Consider the following 20,942-nt stretch of genomic DNA (forward strand, 5'->3'; position numbering starts at 1 on the left):
GTCTTGAGGATTTTGGAACGCACCGTGGTCAAATCCGGGCAGCGCGTCAGCGTCCGGGTGCCGGCGACCAGCGCCAATCTCGGTCCGGGATTCGACAGCCTGGGCCTGGCCCTGGGCCTGCATGATTCGGTGACCCTGGAAACCACCGACGACGGCATTTTCCGCGCGAACGTCACCGGTGAGGGAGCCTCCACGCTGCCCACCGATGAAACCCACCTGATCATCAGGACGGTGCGCGAAACCCTCGAAGCGGCCGGGTTCAGTGCCGCCGGGCTGCGGCTGCGGGCCGAGAACGTGATCCCGCACGGCCGGGGGCTGGGTTCCTCGGCAGCGGCCATCGTCTCGGCCGTCCTGGCCGCGAACGCGCTGCTGCCCGCCGAGGCGCAGCTCGGCGCGGCGCAGATCCTGCAGCGTTGTTCCGAGCTGGAGGGCCATCCGGACAACGTCGCGCCCGCGCTGGCCGGCCGGCTGGCCATTTCCTGGGAGGACGACGGCGCCTACCGCAGTACCGCGGTGGATATCGATCCGCACATCGTCCCGGTGGTGGCCATCCCGGCCTACGAGCTCTCCACCGAGCTGGCCCGGGACCTGCTGCCCGGTGCGGTGCCGCACGCGGCGGCGGCTGCCAACTCCGGCCGCGCCGCGCTGCTGGTGCAGGCGCTGACCCGGGATCCCGCGCTGCTGCTGCCCGGCACCGTCGATGCCCTGCACCAGGCCCACCGTGCGCCGGCGATGCGGCCCAGTGCGGACTTGATCCACGCCCTGCGTGCGGCCGGCCATGCGGCAGTCGTCTCCGGGGCCGGACCGACGGTGATGACGCTGGCAGCTAACCAGGACCAGGCCGCGGCGGTGGAAGCACTGATCGCCGAACACCTGAAGTACTCCGAATTGCCCGACGGCTGGCGCGTCCTCAGGCTCGCAGTTGACATGGAAGGTGCTAAAGTAAGTATGCACCCCCGGAATTAACCGGCCGAAACAAGCCGGCACGGTTAACCGGCACGGGAAGCTTCCGATCGGCCACAGCCTGATCAATCGCGTATTGGTCCGGTACGGTATTGATTCCCATCAGTATTGAATGCACCAGCACGGACGCATTTGTGGATCGAGACGTGGTTAACCGATGTATCGGTGCAGCCTTCCAGGACCCGCCACGCGTTCCGCAGGTGTCCGTACCGCCACTGGCACAACGGCACACCCGGGCCCGGGCGAATGGTCCCGCCAGGCTCTATCTATCACTCGGCTTTGCTCGGTCCAAGCCGAAAGCAAACCCGAACCCGGCCGGGCTTCTGATGCACCGGACGGGAGCAAAAACGAACGCGGTCCTGTTCCCATCGGGACCGCCCGACGAGGGGGAAGGAACCTTCGTGACAGAAACCACTGACCTGATTACGGGTGTGGAAGAAAAAGCAGACTCTGCTGCGCCCAAGAGCGCAGGTCTTGCCGGTCTTAAGCTTGCGCAGCTTCAGGTCCTGGCCGGCCAGCTGGGAATCACCGGCGGTTCGCGGATGCGCAAGGGCGACCTGGTCGCTGCCATCGCGGACCACCAGCGCGGTTCGGCCGTTGCCGACCGTCCGGTCCGGCGCGCCACCAAGGCCGCTGAGCAGGAAACGGCGCAGCCGGCAGCCGCCGCCGGCACCACGGTGAACGAGGCCCCGGCCGAACCGGCCGCCGAGCCCAGGAAGGACGGCGGCGATCCGGTCAAGGCTGCCGAGCGCGTCAGCCGCACCCGCAACCGCAACCGCCGCGCAACCTCGGATGGCACTGTCGCCCCGGCCGAGGCGAAGACCGGGACCGCCGCTGAGCACGGCGCGCCGGTTGAAACCGCCCCGGTTGAAGCCGGGACTGAAGCCCAGGCCGCCGCACCGGGCACCGAGGCCAGGACCGAAGCGGAAGCCGGCAGCGGCCGCCGCAGCCGCAGCCGTTCGCGCCGGGCAGAGGCACCGGCCGAAGCCCCGCAGTCCGAGGCGCCGGCCGAAGCTGCCCAGCCGGAGGCCCAGGCCCAGCCCGAGGCTCAGACCGAGTCCGGCCAGGACCGCCGCACCGAGCGTCGCGAGCGTAGCCGCAACCGCAACGAGCAGCGCGACGGCGGCCGCGAGGGCGGTCGCGACAATGCCGAGCGCAGCCACGAGGACGGCGAGGACGGCGGCCGCAACCGCCGCAACCGCCGTGACCGCAGCCGCGGCCGGGACGGTCGGGACAACGAGCCCGGCAGCCGCTTCCGGGACCGTAATGACCGCCGCCGCGGCCGCAACCAGGGCCCGGAGGTCGACGACACGGAGATCAGCGAGGACGATGTCCTGCTGCCGGTGGCCGGCATTCTCGATGTGCTGGACAACTACGCCTTCGTGCGCACTTCGGGCTACCTGCCCGGCCCCAACGACGTCTACGTCTCGCTGGCCCAGGTGAAGAAGTACCACCTGCGCAAGGGCGACGCCGTCGTCGGTGCCATCCGCGCTCCGCGCGACGGCGAGAATCCGGGCCATAACAGCCGCCAGAAGTTCAACGCCCTGGTCCGCCTGACCTCCGTCAACGGCAAGCCCGCCGAGGACAACAAGGACCGCGTCGAGTTCAACAAGCTCGTGCCGCTCTACCCGTCCCAGCGCCTGCGCCTGGAGACCGAGCCGAAGAAGATCGGCCCGCGTGTCATCGACCTGGTGGCCCCGATCGGCAAGGGCCAGCGCGGCCTGATCGTCTCCCCGCCGAAGGCCGGCAAGACGCTGATCCTGCAGTCCATCGCCAACGCGATCACCATCAACAACCCCGAGGTCCACCTCATGATGGTGCTGGTCGACGAGCGTCCGGAAGAAGTCACGGACATGCAGCGCACGGTCAAGGGCGAGGTTATCGCCTCGACCTTCGACCGCCCGGCGGACGACCACACCACCGTGGCCGAGCTGGCGATCGAGCGTGCGAAGCGCCTGGTCGAAATGGGCATGGACGTGGTGGTGCTGCTCGACTCGATGACCCGTCTGGGCCGTGCCTACAACCTGAGCGCACCGGCCTCGGGCCGTATCCTCTCCGGCGGTGTGGATTCCTCTGCGCTGTACCCGCCGAAGCGCTTCTTTGGTGCCGCCCGCAACATCGAGAACGGCGGCTCGCTGACCATCCTGGCTACCGCGCTGGTCGAGACCGGCTCCAAGATGGACGAAGTGATCTTCGAGGAGTTCAAGGGCACCGGCAACATGGAGCTGCGGCTGTCGCGCCAGCTGGCCGACAAGCGCATCTTCCCGGCGGTGGACGTCAACGCGTCCGGCACCCGCCGTGAGGAGAACCTGCTTTCGCCGGAGGAAGTCAAGATCATGTGGAAGCTGCGCCGGGTGCTTTCGGGCCTGGATACGCAGCAGGCGCTGGAACTGCTGACCGGCAAGATCCGGGAGACTCAGTCCAACGTCGAGTTCCTGATGCAGGTGCAGAAGACGACGCTGGGCTCGAAGTCCGACGACGACAAGTAGCTGCGTTTACGCCGTCCAGAATTTTTCCGGCCCCGCCTCCCGCCGGGCCGGAAAAATTCTGGACGGCTTTGCGTTTAAGTCACCGTGAGTCGCCGACTGCGGTTGGCGCCGTCGTTATCTAGACTTAATAAAGAGTCGAAAGAGGTTTGAAGATGTTTGAGTCCGTGCAGGGCTTGTTGGACGAGCATGCTCAGCTGCAGCAGCAGTTGAGCGATCCGGCGGTGTATGCCGATCAGTCGCTGGCCCGGAAGCTGGGACGGCGCTCGGCCCAGCTGAACGGCATCGTCGAGGCCCACAAGCGCTGGTCGCAGCTGAGCGGCGACCTCGAAGCCGCGCGCGAAATGGCGGACGAAGACCCGGAGTTCGCTGCCGAGGTGCCGAAGCTGGAGGAGGACCTGGCCGTGGCGCAGGAGAGGCTGCGCCGGCTGCTGATCCCGCGCGACCCGGACGATGCGCGCAATGTGATCATCGAGGTCAAGGGCGGTGAAGGCGGCGACGAGGCCGCGCTGTTCGCCGGAGACCTGCTGCGGATGTACACCCGGTACGCCGAATCCAAGGGCTGGAAGACCGAGATCCTCTCCTCCACCGAGTCCGATCTGGGCGGCTACAAGGACGTGCAGGTGGCGATCAAGGGCAGCTCGAACGATCCGGCCGAGGGCGTCTACGCGCACCTGAAGTTCGAAGGCGGCGTGCACCGGGTCCAGCGCGTGCCCGTCACCGAGTCCCAGGGCCGGATCCATACCTCGGCCGCCGGTGTGCTGGTTTTCCCGGAAGTGGATGAGCCCGAAGAGATCGAGATCAACCAGAACGACCTGAAGATCGATGTCTACCGTTCGTCGGGTCCGGGCGGACAGTCCGTGAACACCACCGACTCGGCCGTGCGCATCACCCACCTGCCCACCGGCATCGTGGTGGCCATGCAGAATGAAAAGTCACAGCTGCAGAACCGCGAGGCGGCAATGCGTGTGCTGCGTTCGCGCCTGCTGGCCCACCAGCAGGAGCAGATCGACGCCGAGAACGCGGACCTGCGCAAGTCCCAGGTCCGCACCATGGACCGGTCGGAGCGGATCCGCACCTACAACTATCCGGAAAACCGGATTGCGGACCACCGCACCGGCTACAAGGCCTACAACCTGGACGCCGTGATGAACGGGGAACTGGAGCCGGTGATCCAGTCCGCAATCGAGATGGACGAACAGCACCGGCTGGACGCCATCGGCGGGGACCACTAGCCGGCGGTGGAGAGCCAGGATCTTGCCGCCGCGCTGAGGGCCGCGGCGGCAGTGCTTGCCGAGGCCGGAGTACCGAGCCCGAGGGTGGACGCCGAACTGCTGGCTGCCCACCTGCTGGGCGAGAGCGTGGGCCGGGTCCGTGCCTTGGCCCTGGCCGGTGCTCCGGCACCGGAGGGACTGGACGGCCTGGTGGCCGAGCGCGCCCAGCGGGTGCCGCTGCAGCACATCACCGGCCGGGCCCAGTTCCGCTACCTCGAGCTGCAGGTGGGGCCGGGAGTCTTCGTGCCCCGGCCGGAAACCGAAATCGTGGTCCAGCATGCCATCGACCATGCCCACGGCCTGGCCAGGCCGAAGATGGCGGACCTGGGCACCGGCTCCGGCGCCATTGCCGGCGCGCTGGCCACCGAAGTGCCCGGCTCCCGCGTGTACGCGGTGGAACTGAGCGAACTGGCGCATGCCTGGGCCGAACGCAACCTGGCACCGCTCGGCGTCGAGCTGGTGCTGGGGGACCTGCGGACGGCCCTGGCCGAACATGACGGAACGTTCGACGTCGTGGTTTCCAACCCGCCGTACATTCCCGCCGAGGCCGTGCCGCGCGAGCCCGAGGTAGCCGAACATGATCCTCAGCTGGCGCTCTACGGCGGGGGAGCCGATGGCCTGGAACTGCCGGCGGCAGCGGCCGCTGCGGCTGCCCGGCTGCTCAAGCCCGGCGGTTATTTCATCATGGAACACGCCGAGGTCCAGGCCGCTGCCGTGGCCCGGCTGCTCGAAGCTTCGGGCCGGTGGCGGGATGTCGCCACGGTCCTGGACCTGACCGGACGCGAGCGCGCTACGTCGGCGCTGCTGCGCTGAACGACCGGTCCTGATCGCAAGAATGAAAGAATGAACCTGTGACCACCACCTTCAATTGCACGGATGACGTCCAGCGAAGCGAGGGAATCGCCGCTGCCCAATCGGCCATCGCCGCCAGGCAGTGCGTGGTGATGCCGACGGACACCGTCTATGGCATTGCCGCGGATGCTTTTTCGCCGCAGGCGGTTGCCACCCTGCTGGCCGCCAAGGGACGCGGCCGCAACATGCCGCCGCCGGTGCTGATCCCGCGGCCGCAGACCATGGACGGACTGGCTACCGGCGTGAGTGCCGAGGCCCGCGCCCTGGCCGATACCTTCTGGCCCGGTGGACTGACCCTGATCCTGCATGCCCAGCCCTCGCTGACCTGGGACCTTGGGGAAACCAGGGGTACGGTGGCCGTGCGGATGCCCGACGACCGGCTGGCCCTGGACCTGCTGGCCCTGACCGGTCCGCTGGCCGTGTCCTCGGCGAACCGCAGCGGCCAGCCGGCCGCGCGGACTGCCGCCGAGGCGCTGGAACAGTTGGCCGAGGCGGTCGAGGTCTACCTTGAGGACGGCCCGCGTCCGGGCGCAAATGCGGCCGTAAACGCCGCCGAAAATACCGACGATGCCCCCGGGGCGGACGGTGCGCAGTCCCTGCCGTCCACCATTGTGGACTGCACCAGCGCACCTTTCCGCGTGGTGCGCCAGGGCACCATCAGCCTGGCGGCGCTGCGCGAGGTGGTCCCCGGGATCATGGGTGCCGGGCCGGAAGGCAGCGAGGAAAGCGGGCCGGCGGCCGCGCCGGCCACCGACGCGGCGGAAGGTAACAAATGATTTCCGGCGCCAGGCCCGAGTTGACCAGGACGGCCAGCAGCGACCGGACCATGTGGCTGTGGTCCCAGGTGCTGCTGGACGCCTTCGCCTGGATCGTGGCCATTGTGCTGGCCATGGTGCTGCGTTACGAGGTTACCTTCGACATCGCCAAGCTGCCCGGGGTCATCGCCATCTGCGCCCTGGCCATCGCGGCGCAGATCGCCGTCGGGTCGGCCCTGGCCCTATACCGGGGCCGATACAGTTTCGGCAGCTTCCATGAGGCGAAGCTGCTGGTGATCGTCACCGTCTCGGTATCGGTCATCCTGACCGTGGCCCTGCTGTTCTTCGGCATCCCGATGGGCATCGCCCGCGGTGTCGGGCTGATCGCCTTCCCGTTTGCCTGCCTGTTCATGGCGGCGATCCGCTACCTGAAGCGGATGTATGTGGAGAGCAAAGCCAAGCCCGGCGACACCGCCGAACGGACGCTGATCTACGGCGCAGGCTTTGTCGGCAAGTCCATCGTGACCCGGATGAGCAATGACCGGCTCTCGCCGTGGCTGCCGGTGGGCCTGATCGATGACGATCCGGCCAAGAAGCATCTGCGCATTTCCAGCGTTCCGGTGCTGGGCACCGTTGAGGACCTGCCGGAGGTGGTCCGCCGCACCGGTGCCACGGTGCTGGTGATCGCCATCGCCAACGTGGACGCCAAGCATGTGCGGCGCATCTCGGACACGGTGTCGGGGCTGAACATGAAGGTGCTGGTGGTCCCGCCGCTGAAGAAGATGCTCACGGCGGGCTCGAACTTCTCCTTCCGCGAAGTGGCCATCGAGGACCTGATCGGCCGCCAGCCGGTGGACATCCATGTGGACGCGATCGCCCACTACGTGACCGGCAAGCGGGTGCTGGTCACCGGGGCCGGCGGCTCCATCGGTTCCGAGCTGTGCCGGCAGATCCACGAGTTCGCCCCGAGCGAGCTGATCATGCTGGACCGGGACGAAAGCGGCCTGCAGGCCACCCAGATCTCGATCACCGGGCAGGGGCTGCTCTCCGGCAAGGACACGGTGCTGGCGGATATCCGCGACCCGCACGTGGTCTCCGAAATCTTCCGCGACCGGCGGCCCGAAGTGGTCTTCCACGCGGCGGCGCTGAAGCACGTGTCGCTACTGGAGCAGTACCCGGAAGAGGCCTGGAAAACCAATGTCCTGGGCAGCCTGAACGTCCTCAACGCGGCCCGTGAGGCCGGTGTCCAGACCTTCGTGAACATCTCCACCGACAAGGCGGCCAACCCCACCACGGTGCTGGGGCACTCCAAGCGGGTGGCGGAAAAACTTACCGCCTGGATTGCCCGCCGGACCGGACGCAAGTACGTGTCGGTGCGGTTCGGCAATGTCCTGGGCAGCAGGGGCTCGGTGCTGCCGCTGTTCACCGAACAGATCCGCAAGGGCGGGCCGGTCACGGTGACGGATCCGGAGGCCACGCGGTTCTTCATGACCATTCCCGAAGCCTGCCAGCTGGTGATCCAGGCCGGGGCCATCGGCCGCGGCGGCGAGGTGCTGATCCTGGACATGGGCGAGCCGGTGCGCATCCTGGACGTGGCCCAGCGCATGATCGAGCTGTCCGGCAAGGACATCGACATCGTCTTTACGGGTCTGCGCCAGGGCGAGAAGCTGCATGAGGACCTGATCGGCGAGGGTGAGGACGATTCGCGGCCGCTGCACCCGAAGATTTCGCATGCCAGCATTGATCCGCTCAATCCTGCGGACATGAGCCTGGCCGAATGGAAGGACCGCCAGCACCTGCCCGCCGCGCCCGCGCAGCCCGCCGCGACCGCGCAGCCCGCTGCCCCGGCGCAGGCCGCCGCGCCTGCCCAGCCCGCCGCGCCGGAGCCGAGCGCTCCGGCGTCGGAAGTGCTGCCGTGATCTTCGCGTTCGCGGCCGTGGCCGCAGCCTTCCTGTTGAGCCTGCTGCTGCCGTTCGGACTCAAGCCGCTGCTGGTCCGGCTCGGCGTCCTGGATGTACCGAACGAGCGGTCCTCACACAGCACCGTCACGGTCCGCGGGGTGGGCCTGACGGTGGCCACCGGCCTGCTGGCCGGATTGCTGCTGGCCCTGCCGGCGGTGGAGCCCGAGGAGCGGCCGCTGCTCGGCACCGTGGCGGCCGTCGCCGCGGCGTCCGCCCTGCTGGGCTGGCTCGAGGATTACCGCGGCGTCTCGGTCCGGGTACGTGCCCTGCTCCAGTGCCTGATCGGCGCGGGCGGCACCGCCCTGGTGGTCTACCTGACCGATACCTCCTGGTGGTGGGTTCCGGTGGGAACCCTGGCCGTTGCCGGCTATATCAACGCCACCAATTTCATGGACGGGATCAACGGCATCTCCGGCCTGCACGGGCTGAGCGTCGGGCTGCTCTTTGCCGCGGCGGGTGCGGTCTACGACGAACGCTGGCTGTTGCTGGCCGGCCTGGTCGTGGCAGCCGCCTTCGCGGCCTTCCTGCCGTGGAACCTTGGCCGGGACAATGTCTTCCTGGGCGATGTCGGCAGCTACCTGCTCGGCGGCAGCCTGGCGGTGCTCGGCGTGGCCGGTTTCCTGGCCGGAGTGCCAGCCGAAGCCCTCCTCGGTCCGGTCACCATCTACCTGGCGGACACCGCGGCCACCTTGCTGCGCCGGATCGGCGCGGGGGAGCAGTGGTATGCCCCGCACCGCCAGCATGTCTACCAGCGCCTGACCGACGTCGGCTTCAGCCACCTGAAGTCGGCGCTGTTTGTGACCGGCTGCTCCGTGCTGACCGGGTTGTGCGGCTTCCTCGCGGCCCAGAGCGGACTCGCCGGGAAGCTGTCAGCACTCTTCGCCGCCGCCGCCGTCGTCGCGTTCTACCTGCGTTCACCGGCAATCTTCGGCCGCCGCCGGGCAGACGTCCGCTGACCGGCGCCTGGTCGCGCAGCGTCTTCTATCTCATGTAGAATTTATCTGGCCGTGCCGAGCGGCCAACCATCGTACTGCCCAGGCCGCCGTGCCTCGCGCGCCCGACCCGAACGGACAGCCATGAATGCTTCACGCCCACGCCGCAGCAGTGCTGCACCGGCGGTGGCGGCGGCAGGTCCGACAAGCTCTCCCTGGCTGAAGATCCTGGCCAGGAGTGCGGCCGCTGCCGGAGTCTGTTCGCTGCTGGTCATCCTCGCAGCGTTCCTTCTGGCCGGGGCCGCTGGCGCTGCCAGCGCCGTACTCGGTGCCGGGCTGGTCATCGTCTTCTTCGGTATCAGCCTGCTGATCGGGCACTTCGTGGGCCGCAGCAATCCGTCCGGCGCCATCGGCGCTTTCCTGGCCGCGTACGTCATCAAGGTCGTGGGCTTCGGCGCCATGGTGTTCATTCTTGGCGCCCCCGCCTGGCTGGACCGCGTGTGGTTCTTTGTGGCCGCGGTTGCCGGCGTCGTGGTCTGGCAGGGGGCGGAACTTTTCGCTTTCTCCCGGATCCGTCACCAAATCTATGCGGACCCGGCCGACGACGGCGGGAAAGGGCGCTAACGGGACATGGGTACCGACAGTCCCGGCCAAGGGCCGGAGCAGGATTCAGGCGGAGCCGGCTATACCGGCGGAAACACCGTCATGACCTATGTCATTGGCGGGATCCTCGCCTGGGGTTTGATAGGGTGGGGGTTGGACAGTCTGTTGTCTACCCGCTGGCTCTGGATCGCCGGTGCCATTCTCGGTGCCGGAGGCGGATACTATCTGGCCCGCCAACACAAGCTCACCCGCCCAAGGCGCAACCGTGGGCGCGGCCCGGGGGACAACACATAATGCCTGACAACTTCATAGGACGGCCTGCCGCACCGGCGGGCCATCCTGAAACGCCCACTGATGGACACTGCAGAGAGGAAACGCGTTGATCGCGCTTGCGCTTCCGGCGGCCGCTAATGAAGGTGGCTTCGTTCCACCAACCCTCGAAGACATGCACCTGCCGGCGATTATCCCGTGGGGCGCACCGGAGGGCTTTGGCAAGCAGATGCTGCTCATCCTCCTCTCCGTGCTGCTGATCTCGTGGTTCTTCGTCGCAGCTGCCCGCCGCGGCCAGATGGTCCCGGGCAAGCTGCAGTTCCTGGGCGAGATGAGCTACAACTTCGTGCGCAACTCGGTGGGCAAGGACATCATCGGTGAACGAGATTTCCGGCCCTACGTGCCGCTGCTGTTCGCCTTGTTCTTCTTCATCCTGGTGAACAACTTCTACGGTTCCATTCCGCTGATCCAGTTGCCGACCACCTCGCACGTGGGCACCGCCTACGCGCTGGCCGGCATCGTCTATGTCACCTGGATCGTGCTGGGCCTCAAGAAGCACGGCATCGGCTACTTCAAGCTCGCCGTGGTCCCCTCGGGCGTGCCGAAGGCCATCCTGCCCCTGGTTGTGGTCATCGAGATCATCTCGACCTTCCTGGTCCGCCCGGTCACCCACAGCCTCCGACTCTTCGCGACCATGCTCGCCGGCCACCTGATCATCATGCTCGCCGCGGCGGGTTCCGAGTTCCTGCTGACCCAGGACCAGTGGCTGCTCAAGCCGCTGGGTCTGCTCACCCTCGCCGGCGGCGTCGGCATGTACCTGTTCGAAGTCCTGATCCAGGTCCTGCAGGCCTACGTGTTCACCCTGCTGACCGCGATCTACATCCAAGGCTCCCTGGCCGAGGAACACTAGATTTCCCCGCTGGGGAGAATCCTGAACCAAACAACCTGCCCGCCACAGGGCATCTTGAAAGGAAAACAATGGAAGGCAATATCAACCTCGTAGGTTACGGTCTCTCCGCTATCGGCGGTGCCATCGGTGTGGGCCTGGTCTTCGCCGCCTACATCAACGGTGTTGCGCGTCAGCCCGAGGCACAGCGCGTGCTGCAGCCCATCGCCTTCTTGGGCCTGGCCCTGACCGAAGCGCTCGCCATCCTCGGTCTGGTGTTCGCGTTCGTCCTCTAAGCAGCTGCTTGGAGATCACGAGCTCAATCCAAACCGAGTAGATAGGACGGGTGAGATATGAATCAGACAGTTATCCTCGCCGCCACAGCGGGTGCCAACCCGCTGATCCCTAACGTCTGGGAAATCCTAGTCACGCTGCTTGGCTTTGCCGTACTGATGTTCATCGTCGTCAAGTTCGTCTCCCCGGCGTTCGAGAAGACGTTTGCGGAGCGTACCGAGGCCATCGAGGGTGGTATCGCCAAGGCCGAGGCCGCCCAGGCCGAGGCCAGCGCCGCCCTGGACGAATACAAGCAGCAGCTGCTGGACGCGCGCACCGAGGCCAACCGCATCCGCGAGGATGCCCGCGCCGAAGGCGCCCAGATCCTGGCGGAGCTCAAGGAAAAGGCCCAGGCCGAAGCCGCCCGCATCAGCGAGCAGGCCCAGGCCCAGATCGCAGCCGAGCGCCAGGCTGCCGTGACCTCGCTGCGCAGCGAGGTCGGCACGCTGGCCACCGAACTGGCCGGCAAGATCGTCGGCGAGTCGCTCAATGACGATGCCCGTGCGGCCCGCGTCGTTGACCGGTTCCTGGCGGATCTGGAAACCCAGAGTGCAGGTGCTGCTAAGTAATGGCAGGTGTATCGAGCGAGTCACTGAAAGCGGCACAGCAGGCACTGGAAGCCAAGCTTCCGACGGCCCCGCTGTCCCTGGCAGAGGAACTCTTTGGAATTCTGGGCCTGCTGGACAGCAACGCCGGCCTGCGCCGCGCCCTGACCGACCCGGCCCGCGAAGGCGGCGATAAGGCGACGCTGATCGCCAAGCTGCTCGGGCCCACGGTCTCGCCTGATGCCAAGGCCGTGGCCGAGGCCCTGGCCGCGTCCCGCTGGGCCCAGCCGCGCGACATCGGCGATGCGCTGGAGACCCTCGCGGCCACCGTGGCCATTGGCGTTGCCGAGAGCAAGGGCATTGACGGACTCGAAGGTCTGGAACGGGACCTGTTCAGGTTCATCCGGGTAGTGGAGGCAGACCATGCTCTGCAGCGCGCCCTGGTGGAGCCGCAGGCACCGGCCGAGGCCAAAACGGCACTGGCTCTCCGGCTTGTACCGAATGCCGGCCCCGAGGCGCAGGTCCTGATCCGCCAGGCGGTGTCCGCCCCGCGCGGACACAAGCCGGTGGCGCTGGTCCGGCGCTTCGTGGAACTGGTGGCCAAGCGCCAGCAGCGTTGGATTGCCAGCGTCAGCGTTACCCGTCCGCTGACGCAGGAGCAGATCCAGCGCCTGCAGGCCGGGCTCAACGCCCTGTACGGCCGCGGGCTCAGGATCAACGTCAATGTTGACCCTTCACTGGTTGGCGGTGTGCGGGTCCAGGTGGGCGACGAGGTCGTCGATTCGACAGTGGCCGCCCGTGTGGCCGAACTCCGCCGGAAGCTGGCGGTCTAGCGCTGCCCCCACGGGGAAGCAGCCGGTGCCGTAAGCCTTAGAACAGACTGAAACATACACAGGTCACCGCATGCGGTGATCGCAATAAAGGAGAGCAGGGACTGCAGATGGCCGAATTGACCATCAACGCCGACGACGTCCGTAATGCGTTGAACGAGTTCGCGGCGTCCTACGAACCCGGCAGCGCCGAGCGCGTTGAAGTTGGCCGCGTATCCACCGCCAGCGATGGCATTGCCCGTGTCGAGGGTCTTCCCTCGGCCATGGCGAACGAACTGCTGCGGTTCGAGAACGGCATCCTGGGCCTGGCCCAGAACCTGGACACCCGCGAGATCGGCGTCGTCGTCCTGGGCGACTTCACCGGCATCGAAGAAGGCATGGAAGTCCACCGCACCGGCGAGATCCTCTCGGTGCCGGTCGGCGACGCCTTCCTGGGCCGTGTGGTGGACCCGCTGGGCGAGCCGATCGACGATCTGGGCCCGATCGAATCCGAGGGCCGCCGCGCCCTGGAATTGCAGGCTCCGGGCGTCACCCAGCGCAAGTCGGTGCACGAGCCGCTGCAGACCGGCCTCAAGGCCATTGACGCGATGATTCCGATCGGCCGCGGCCAGCGCCAGCTGATCATCGGCGACCGCCAGACCGGCAAGACCGCCATCGCCGTGGACACCATCATCAACCAGAAGGCCAACTGGGACTCCGGCGACGTCAACAGGCAGGTGCGCTGCGTCTACGTGGCCATCGGCCAGAAGGCCTCCACCATCGCCGCCGTGCGGCAGACGCTGGAGGAGAAGGGCGCGATGGAGTACACCACCATCGTGGCCTCCCCGGCGTCCGATCCGGCCGGCTTCAAGTACCTGGCACCATACGCCGGTTCGGCCATCGGCCAGCACTGGATGTACGGCGGCAAGCACGTCCTGATCGTGTTCGACGACCTCTCCAAGCAGGCCGAGGCCTACCGTGCCGTGTCGCTGCTGCTGCGCCGTCCGCCGGGACGCGAGGCCTACCCGGGCGACGTGTTCTACCTGCACTCCCGCCTGCTGGAGCGTTGTGCCAAGCTTTCCGACGATCTCGGCGCCGGTTCGATGACCGGCCTGCCGATCATCGAAACCAAGGCGAACGACGTCTCGGCCTACATCCCGACCAACGTCATCTCCATCACCGACGGCCAGATCTTCCTGCAGTCGGACCTGTTCAACGCCAACCAGCGTCCGGCCGTGGACGTGGGCATTTCCGTGTCCCGCGTCGGTGGTTCCGCCCAGATCAAGGCCATGAAGAAGGTCTCCGGTACGTTGAAGCTGGAGCTGGCCCAGTACCGCGACATGCAGGCGTTCGCGATGTTCGCCTCGGACCTTGATGCCGCCTCCCGGCAGCAGCTGGCCCGCGGTGCCCGCCTGACCGAGCTGCTCAAGCAGGGCCAGTACTCGCCGTACGCGGTCGAGGACCAGGTTGTCTCCATCTGGGCCGGCACCAACGGCTTCCTGGACGATGTCCCGGTCGAGGATGTGCAGCGCTTCGAGCAGGGCTTCATCGAGCACCTGCGCCACCGCACCGCGGTGCTGACCACGATCGGTCAGACCAAGCAGCTCGAGGACTCCACCGTCGACGAGCTCAAGGCCCAGATTGCTGACTTCAAGCAGGGATTCTTCGGCGAAGGGGACAGCCACCTGGTTGCCCCGGGCCGCGAAGAGCATGACCCGCTGGCCGAGGAAGCGGTCGATCAGGAACAGATCGTCAAGCAGAAGCGCTAATTCGTTTTCGATGACGGGGCGGTGCCGCCGGCATGGCCAGGCCGGTGCCGCCCCGTCAGCGAGGATTAGGAAAGGAAAAGTATGGGAGCCCAGATTCGGGTCTATCGCCAGAAGATCGCATCGACGACGGCGATGCGCAAGATCTTCAAGGCGATGGAACTGATCGCCGCCTCGCGGATTGGAAAGGCCCGCAGCCGGGTGGCTGCGTCGCTGCCTTACGCGAACGCGCTCACCCGTGCCGTTTCTGCTGTGGCCTCACAGTCTGAGATCGACCATCCGCTGACCACCGAACCGGAGCAGATCCGGCGCGCGGCAGTCCTGGTTATGACCTCCGACCGCGGCCTTGCAGGATCGTACTCCGCCTCCGTGCTCAAGCAGGCCCAGTCGTTGACTGAACTGCTGCGCGGAGAAGGCAAGGAAGTCCGCCACTACCTGGTCGGACGCAAGGCCCAGGCCTATTTCGACTTCCGCAGCATTCCGTACCAGCGGGTGTGGACCGGCGGAACGGACGCGCCGGCATTCGAAACGGCCCGCGAGATCGGCGACGCTGTCCTCGCTGACTTCAGCACTCCCTTCGAGGACGGCGGCGTGGACGAGATCCATGTCGTCTACACCCGGTTCAAGTCCATGGTCACCCAGGAGCCCGCGGTTATCCGCCTGCTTCCGCTGGAGGTCGTGGAGGAGGAAGCGGCCAACGAGTCGGAGCTGCTGCCGCTGTACGAATACGAGCCCGAACCGGCCCAGGTGCTCGATGCGCTGCTGCCGCGGTACATCGAGTCCCGGATCTTCGCAGCCCTGCTGCAGGCTGCGGCCAGCGAGCTGGCGGCCCGCCAGCGCGCCATGAAGTCCGCCGGGGACAATGCGAATGAGCTCATCAAGAAGTACACCCGGCTGCGCAACAATGCCCGCCAGGCCGAGATCACGCAGGAGCTCACCGAGATTGTGGGCGGTGCGGACGCCCTTAGCGCGTCCTGACCCCCGCAGCCGAAGCGCCAGCAACGCTGCACACCGTAAACCTATCCCCACGCCATCTAACTGAGTGAAGTGAGAGAGATGACTGCCCAAACTATCGAGCACGGAACCGGTTCCGCTGCCTCGGGCGCCACAGGCCGTATTGCCCGAGTTATCGGCCCGGTTGTCGACGTCGAATTCCCTGCGGATGCCATCCCCGCAATGTACAACGCGTTGACCGCCGAGATTACCCTCAACGGCGAAACCCACACCATTACCTTCGAAACGTCGCAGCACCTGGGCGATGACCTGGTCCGCGCCATTTCGCTGCAGGCCACCGACGGCCTCGTCCGCGGTGCCGTCGTGCAGGACACCGGCGCGCCGATCTCCGTCCCCGTGGGCGACGGCGTCAAGGGACACATCTTCAACGTGCTGGGCAAGCCGCTCGACGTCGAGGAGTCCAGCCTCGAGATCACCGAGCGCTGGCCGATCCACCGCAAGGCCCCGAAATTCGCCGACCTCGAGAGCTCCACCGAGATCCTCGAGACCGGCATCAAGGTCATCGACCTGCTGACCCCGTACATCAAGGGTGGCAAGATCGGCCTGTTCGGTGGCGCCGGCGTGGGCAAGACCGTGCTGATCCAGGAAATGATCACCCGCGTGGCCCGTAACTTCGGCGGCACCTCGGTGTTCGCCGGCGTGGGTGAGCGTACCCGCGAGGGCAACGACCTCTGGGTCGAAATGGAAGAAGCAGGCGTCCTGAAGGACACCGCCCTTGTGTTCGGCCAGATGGATGAGCCGCCGGGAACGCGTCTGCGCGTGGCGCTGTCCGCGCTGACCATGGCGGAGTACTTCCGCGATGTGCAGAACCAGGACGTGCTGCTGTTCATCGACAACATCTTCCGCTTCACCCAGGCCGGTTCCGAGGTCTCCACGCTGCTGGGCCGCATGCCCTCGGCCGTGGGCTACCAGCCGAACCTGGCCGACGAGATGGGCCTGCTGCAGGAGCGCATTACCTCCACCAAGGGCCACTCCATCACCTCGATGCAGGCCATCTACGTGCCGGCCGACGACTACACCGACCCGGCCCCGGCAACCACCTTCGCGCACCTGGACGCGACCACGGAACTGTCCCGTGAAATCGCTTCCCGTGGCCTGTACCCGGCCGTGGATCCGCTGACCTCCACCTCGCGCATCCTCGATCCGCAGTACATCGGCCATGACCACTACAACACCGCTGTGCGCGTGAAGCAGATCCTGCAGAAGAACAAGGAACTGCAGGACATCATCGCCATCCTCGGTGTGGACGAGCTCTCGGAAGAGGACAAGATCGTCGTGGCCCGCGCCCGCCGTATCCAGCAGTTCCTCTCCCAGAACACCTACACCGCCAAGCAGTTCACCGGTGTCGAGGGTTCGACCGTGTCCATCAAGGACACCGTTGAGGGCTTCCGGGCGATTTGCGACGGCGAGATGGACCACGTGGCCGAGCAGGCGTTCTTCAACGTCGGCGGCCTCGACGACGTCGAGCGCAATTGGGCCAGGATCCAGGAACAGACCGGGAAGTAAGGCCAGTGGCTGACAATTCTGCTGAACTGCAAGTTGAGATTGTTGCGGCGGACCACTTCGTGTGGTCCGGCGGAGCAAGTATGGTGAAGGCGCGCACCGCCGACGGCGAGATCGGGATCCTTCCGGGTCACACGCCGGTGATTGCCATCCTGGCTCCCGGTGAGCTGGCCATCGAGCCGGTCTCCGGCCAGCGGATGGCCTTCACCGTCGACGGCGGTTTCTTCTCCGTTGACCGCAACCGGGTAGTGATCGTGGCCGACAACGCCACTGCTCAAGGCCCGGCGACGGCAGGCACCCGCTAGCCTCGCGAGTGGACGCGTTCGGTTTCCCGGTGGCAGCATTGACGGCAGTCCTGCTGCTGCTCTTGCTGTCCCTGGTTGCCCTGGGGGTGCGCCGCTATCAACTGCGGCGCACCCTGGGCACCTTCGATGCTTCGCTCTGCCATGCCCCCGGCAAATGGGAGCTGGGCATTGGACGGTATGCCGACAAGCACCTGGAGTGGATGCGGCTCCTCTCGCTCAGCCCCCGCCCGCGCCGCAGGTACCTGCGCAGTTCCCTGGAACTGAAGGGTTGGCGGCAGCCCACCGAGCAGGAAAGCACGAAGGTCCAGCCCGGAACCGTGGTGGCGATGCTCTCCTACGAGGGCCAGGACCTGCAGCTGGCCTTGAGCTTCGAGGTCTACGCGGGGCTGTCCGCATGGCTCGAGGCCGGTCCCGTGATCGGCATCGGTACCTGGCGCTGAACTGCCCGCACCGGACGGCTCCGGCACTGCCGCGCGGCTCCCGTCAAGGGATGCCGCGCTTTGTGCTTAACCGGCCGTCCTCCGCCCCTAAGACAGGGGCACGCCAATCTCAAGGATGGACACTATGGAAGACGTCATTCTGGTCACCGGGCCCTGCACGCTGTCCGGACACGTGGAGGTCACCGGCGCCAAGAACAGCGTGCTGAAGCTGATGGCCGCTGTCCTGCTGGCCGAAGGCAGGTCATCGATTTCCAATGTGCCGAACATCCAGGACGTCTGGATCATGGCGGAACTGCTCCGCCGGCTCGGCTGCACCGTCGACTACGATGTCGACGCGGCCACGGTGCACATCGAAGTGCCGGCCGTCCCCGGCCACCAGGCCGACTATGACCTGGTGCGGGCCATGCGGGCTTCGATCTCCGTGCTTGGGCCGTTGGTGGCCCGCTGCCGCGGCGCCGAGGTGGCCCTGCCCGGCGGAGACGCAATCGGTTCGCGCGGACTGGATATGCACCGCGGGGGACTGGAACTCATGGGCGCCGACATCACTATCGACCACGGCTACCTGGTAGCCCGCGCTCCCGACGGTCTGCGGGGAGCGCACCACAACCTGCCGTTCCCCTCGGTAGGAGCGACCGAGAACCTCATGATGGCGGCGACCCTTGCCCGTGGTACCACCATCATCGAGAACGCTGCCCGTGAACCGGAAATCGTGGACATTGCCAACCTGCTCTCCGCGATGGGGGCGAGTATCGAAGGGGCGGGCACACCTACCGTGGTGGTGCATGGCGTGGAGTCGCTGCGGCCGGTGACGCACCGGACCGTGCCGGACCGTATTGCCGCGGGCACCTGGGCCTTCGCCGCCGCCATCAGCGGCGGCACCGTCGATGTCCGCCACGCCGATCCCCGGCACCTGGCGGTGGTGCTGGACAAGCTGACCCAGGCAGGCTGCCGGATTGAGGCCCGCGACGACGGGTTTACGGTGGCCGGGCCGCAGCGGCCGCAGCCGATCAACGTCTCCACCTTGCCGTATCCCGGATTTCCCACCGACCTGCAGCCGTTCGTGGTGGCCCTGAACGCGGTGGCTGAGGGGAACGGCATGGTCACGGAGAACGTTTTCGAGGCCCGCTGGGGCTTCACCTCGGAACTGGCACGGCTCGGTGCGGTGGTGCGGCTGGACGGCCACCACGCGCTGATCAAGGGCGTCTCCCGGCTCTCCGGTGCACCGGTGGAAGCCCACGATATCCGGGCCGGCGCAGCCTTGGTCATCGCCGGGCTGGTGGCGGACGGCGTTACGGAGGTCCGCGGCGTCGGCCATATCGACCGCGGCTACGAACGGTTCGACGACCAGCTGCGTGGACTCGGTGCCCAGGTGCAGCGGCACCGGACCGACGGTGCTTGACAATCGTGAGGTGACAATGCAGTGGCCCCGCAAGCTGTGCCTGCGGGGCCACTGCATTGTCATATCCTGCGGCGTCGCAGGACTGGTGCGGCTGGGCGCTAGATAAGGGTGACGCCGGTGGCCTGCGGGCCCTTGGCGCCCTGGCCGATCTCGAAGCTCACACGCTGGTTCTCATCCAGGGTCCGGAATCCGTTGGTCTGGATCTCGGAGTAGTGGACGAAAACGTCGCCTTCGGCGTCATCCGGAGTGATGAAGCCGAAGCCCTTTTCAGCGTTAAACCACTTGACGGTCCCCTGTGCCATTTATTTCTCCTCATAATGGTACTTTTTCTCAGAGCAGCACACCTCGTACCGCTCCGGTTACTCCGCGGAAGCCACCTGCATTTTCCGGCCTGACGGCGGAGCTGAGGAGCTTCACACTCGCAACAACGTCCTGCGAGTATGAATAACACATCTACACAAAGACTGGCTTAAGCATCACACAGGGTCCGGGACAGGTCAACGACTCCAAGCGGCCGAAATGCATTGTTAAGAAATTATTATCCAACGGATTGAAATACTGCTTTGGGAACCATATCGGCGCAGGTCATTGCCTAAGTTCCGGAAGCCACTGGCCCTGCCGCAGGACTGCCACCAGCTCCAGTCCGGAGGTCGCCACCAGCACATCGGCGCTGTACCCCGGATGCAGGCTTCCGACCTCGTCCATCAGCGCCAGCAGGGATGCCGGGACGGTGGTTGCCGCCGTCACTGCATCGGCCAGGGGTACCCCTGCGGCCACCGTGCGGCGCAGCACATCCAGCAGCGTCGAGGTCCCGCCGGCCAGCACGCCGTCCACGGTGGCGACGCCGTCCGCCACGGTGACCTCGCTTCCACCCAGCGTGTAGCGTCCGTCCGGGCTGCCGGTGGCCGCGCAGGAATCGGAGACAAGCGCCACGTTCTCCGCGCCAATCAGGTCGAAGACGGTCAGCACCGTCTGCGGGTCAAGGTGGACGCCGTCGGAAATCAATTCCACCACGGCCTGGCCGGCCTTGGCGGCCCGCAGGCTGGCAGCGGCGGGGCCGGGGGAGCGGTGGTGGGACGGCGGCATGGCATTAAACAGATGCGTGACCGTTGGCCGGCTGCTGTAGCCGTCGAAGCCGGCCGGGGCCAGGCCTTCGGCGGCCCGGGCCAGCGCCGCGGCGGCGGTGGCGGCATCGCAGTCGGTGTGGCCCAGTGATGGGTTGATGCCGCGGGCGGTCAGCAGGTCCACCAGCTCCTCGGCCCCGGCCAGTTCCGGCGCATAGGTCATGGAGCGCAGCTGGCCCTGACTGGCGTTGAGCAATTCGTCCACCAGTCCCGGGTCCGGCGCGGCCAGGTGTCCGCGCTGATGCGCGCCGCTGCGGACGGGGGACAGGAAGGGGCCCTCGGCATGGATTCCGGCTATCAGGCCCTCCTGCGCCAGGGGCGCGAGCCGTTCCATGGCATCGATCAGTTCGTCGCGCGGAGCGGTGACGGTGCTGGCCAGCAGGGTGGTGGTGCCGCTGCGGTGGAGGAAGTCGACGGCGGTGCGGATGGCTTCGTTGCTGCCGGAGGTGAAATCCCCGCCGCGGGCGCCGTGGCAGTGCAGATCGATCAGTCCCGGCAGCAGGATGGCGCCGGCGGGCAGCTCGCGCTCCGCCCATCCGGTGGTGTCGAAACCGGTGGCCGGGCCTGCATAGACGATCCGCTCGCCGGCATAGGCCAGCAGCCCGTCCTCAATGACCTGTCCGTCGGTCACGATGCGCCCGCGGAAATATCCGCCGGACTGCGCCGTGGGCTGCGCGCTGGCTCTCATAGTCAGATTCTAGGGGCAGGTCCGCCCGGGCGCA

At 66.9% G+C, this 20,942-nt stretch carries 20 protein-coding genes; 18 read left to right on the forward strand and 2 right to left on the reverse strand.

Annotated features, from left to right (window positions below; translation table 11 throughout):
- Positions 1–3 precede the first annotated feature (3 nt).
- The 18 genes from thrB to murA all read left to right on the forward strand — a co-directional run bounded on the left by thrB (position 4) and on the right by murA (position 19,096).
- Positions 4–966: a homoserine kinase gene (thrB, locus tag LVY72_RS19000; RefSeq protein ID WP_237824910.1), complete on the forward strand. Its 963-nt coding sequence runs from the start codon at positions 4–6 to the stop codon at positions 964–966.
- Between the two features lie 398 nt (positions 967–1,364).
- Complete coding sequence (gene rho / locus LVY72_RS19005; RefSeq protein ID WP_237824919.1) at positions 1,365–3,452, forward strand: transcription termination factor Rho; 2,088 nt, start codon at positions 1,365–1,367, stop codon at positions 3,450–3,452.
- 152 nt (positions 3,453–3,604) lie between these two features.
- Positions 3,605–4,684: a peptide chain release factor 1 gene (prfA, locus tag LVY72_RS19010; RefSeq protein WP_237824921.1), complete on the forward strand. Its 1,080-nt coding sequence runs from the start codon at positions 3,605–3,607 to the stop codon at positions 4,682–4,684.
- Between the two features lie 6 nt (positions 4,685–4,690).
- Positions 4,691–5,536 carry a peptide chain release factor N(5)-glutamine methyltransferase gene (gene prmC, locus LVY72_RS19015; RefSeq protein ID WP_237824929.1) on the forward strand — a complete coding sequence of 282 codons (846 nt, stop codon included), beginning with the start codon at positions 4,691–4,693 and terminating at the stop codon, positions 5,534–5,536.
- Positions 5,537–5,574: 38 nt separating this feature from the next.
- Entirely contained in the window at positions 5,575–6,351 is a 777-nt protein-coding gene (locus LVY72_RS19020; RefSeq protein ID WP_237824937.1) for an L-threonylcarbamoyladenylate synthase, read from the forward strand.
- Positions 6,348–8,249, forward strand: coding sequence for a polysaccharide biosynthesis protein (locus LVY72_RS19025; protein ID WP_237824939.1), 1,902 nt, complete (start codon positions 6,348–6,350; stop codon positions 8,247–8,249). The genes LVY72_RS19020 and LVY72_RS19025 overlap by 4 nt, the downstream gene beginning before the upstream one ends.
- Complete coding sequence (locus LVY72_RS19030) at positions 8,246–9,247, forward strand: MraY family glycosyltransferase (protein WP_237824942.1); 1,002 nt, start codon at positions 8,246–8,248, stop codon at positions 9,245–9,247. Before LVY72_RS19025 ends, LVY72_RS19030 begins: the two co-directional genes overlap by 4 nt.
- 120 nt (positions 9,248–9,367) lie before the next feature.
- On the forward strand, positions 9,368–9,847 hold the full coding sequence (locus LVY72_RS19035) for a Cg1360 family ATP-synthase-associated protein (RefSeq protein ID WP_237824951.1): 480 nt from the start codon (positions 9,368–9,370) through the stop codon (positions 9,845–9,847).
- Positions 9,848–10,205: 358 nt separating this feature from the next.
- Positions 10,206–11,006 carry a F0F1 ATP synthase subunit A gene (atpB, locus tag LVY72_RS19045; protein WP_237824961.1) on the forward strand — a complete coding sequence of 267 codons (801 nt, stop codon included), beginning with the start codon at positions 10,206–10,208 and terminating at the stop codon, positions 11,004–11,006.
- Between the two features lie 68 nt (positions 11,007–11,074).
- The gene (atpE, locus tag LVY72_RS19050; protein ID WP_074701684.1) at positions 11,075–11,278 is read left to right on the forward strand and encodes an ATP synthase F0 subunit C; all 204 of its coding nucleotides are present in this window, start codon (positions 11,075–11,077) and stop codon (positions 11,276–11,278) included.
- Between the two features lie 57 nt (positions 11,279–11,335).
- Positions 11,336–11,884, forward strand: a complete 549-nt coding sequence (locus LVY72_RS19055) for a F0F1 ATP synthase subunit B (protein WP_237824969.1) — start codon at positions 11,336–11,338, stop codon at positions 11,882–11,884.
- Positions 11,884–12,693, forward strand: coding sequence for a F0F1 ATP synthase subunit delta (locus tag LVY72_RS19060; protein ID WP_237824971.1), 810 nt, complete (start codon positions 11,884–11,886; stop codon positions 12,691–12,693). Before LVY72_RS19055 ends, LVY72_RS19060 begins: the two co-directional genes overlap by 1 nt.
- A 107-nt stretch (positions 12,694–12,800) precedes the next feature.
- Positions 12,801–14,438, forward strand: a complete 1,638-nt coding sequence (gene atpA, locus LVY72_RS19065; protein WP_237824973.1) for a F0F1 ATP synthase subunit alpha — start codon at positions 12,801–12,803, stop codon at positions 14,436–14,438.
- 81 nt (positions 14,439–14,519) lie between these two features.
- A complete protein-coding gene (locus LVY72_RS19070) occupies positions 14,520–15,413 on the forward strand; it encodes a F0F1 ATP synthase subunit gamma (RefSeq protein ID WP_237824975.1) in 894 nt (297 codons plus the stop codon).
- Positions 15,414–15,491: 78 nt separating this feature from the next.
- Positions 15,492–16,955, forward strand: a complete 1,464-nt coding sequence (gene atpD, locus LVY72_RS19075) for a F0F1 ATP synthase subunit beta (RefSeq protein WP_237824977.1) — start codon at positions 15,492–15,494, stop codon at positions 16,953–16,955.
- A gap of 5 nt (positions 16,956–16,960) precedes the next feature.
- Entirely contained in the window at positions 16,961–17,257 is a 297-nt protein-coding gene (locus tag LVY72_RS19080) for a F0F1 ATP synthase subunit epsilon (protein ID WP_237824987.1), read from the forward strand.
- Between the two features lie 8 nt (positions 17,258–17,265).
- Positions 17,266–17,697, forward strand: coding sequence for a DUF2550 domain-containing protein (locus LVY72_RS19085; protein ID WP_237824989.1), 432 nt, complete (start codon positions 17,266–17,268; stop codon positions 17,695–17,697).
- A 124-nt stretch (positions 17,698–17,821) separates the two neighbouring features.
- A complete protein-coding gene (murA, locus tag LVY72_RS19090; RefSeq protein ID WP_237824999.1) occupies positions 17,822–19,096 on the forward strand; it encodes a UDP-N-acetylglucosamine 1-carboxyvinyltransferase in 1,275 nt (424 codons plus the stop codon).
- Positions 19,097–19,194: 98 nt separating this feature from the next.
- Here the strand turns inward: murA and LVY72_RS19095 are convergent, their stop codons facing one another.
- Both LVY72_RS19095 and LVY72_RS19100 read right to left on the reverse strand, forming a co-directional pair.
- Positions 19,195–19,398: a cold-shock protein gene (locus LVY72_RS19095; protein ID WP_237825001.1), complete on the reverse strand. Its 204-nt coding sequence runs from the start codon at positions 19,396–19,398 to the stop codon at positions 19,195–19,197.
- Positions 19,399–19,681: 283 nt separating this feature from the next.
- Entirely contained in the window at positions 19,682–20,908 is a 1,227-nt protein-coding gene (locus LVY72_RS19100) for an N-acetylglucosamine-6-phosphate deacetylase (protein WP_237825009.1), read from the reverse strand.
- Between the last annotated feature and the right edge of the window lie 34 nt (positions 20,909–20,942).

The organism is Arthrobacter hankyongi (assembly GCF_022012395.1).
GTDB classification, from domain to species: Bacteria; Actinomycetota; Actinomycetes; order Actinomycetales; family Micrococcaceae; genus Crystallibacter; species Crystallibacter hankyongi.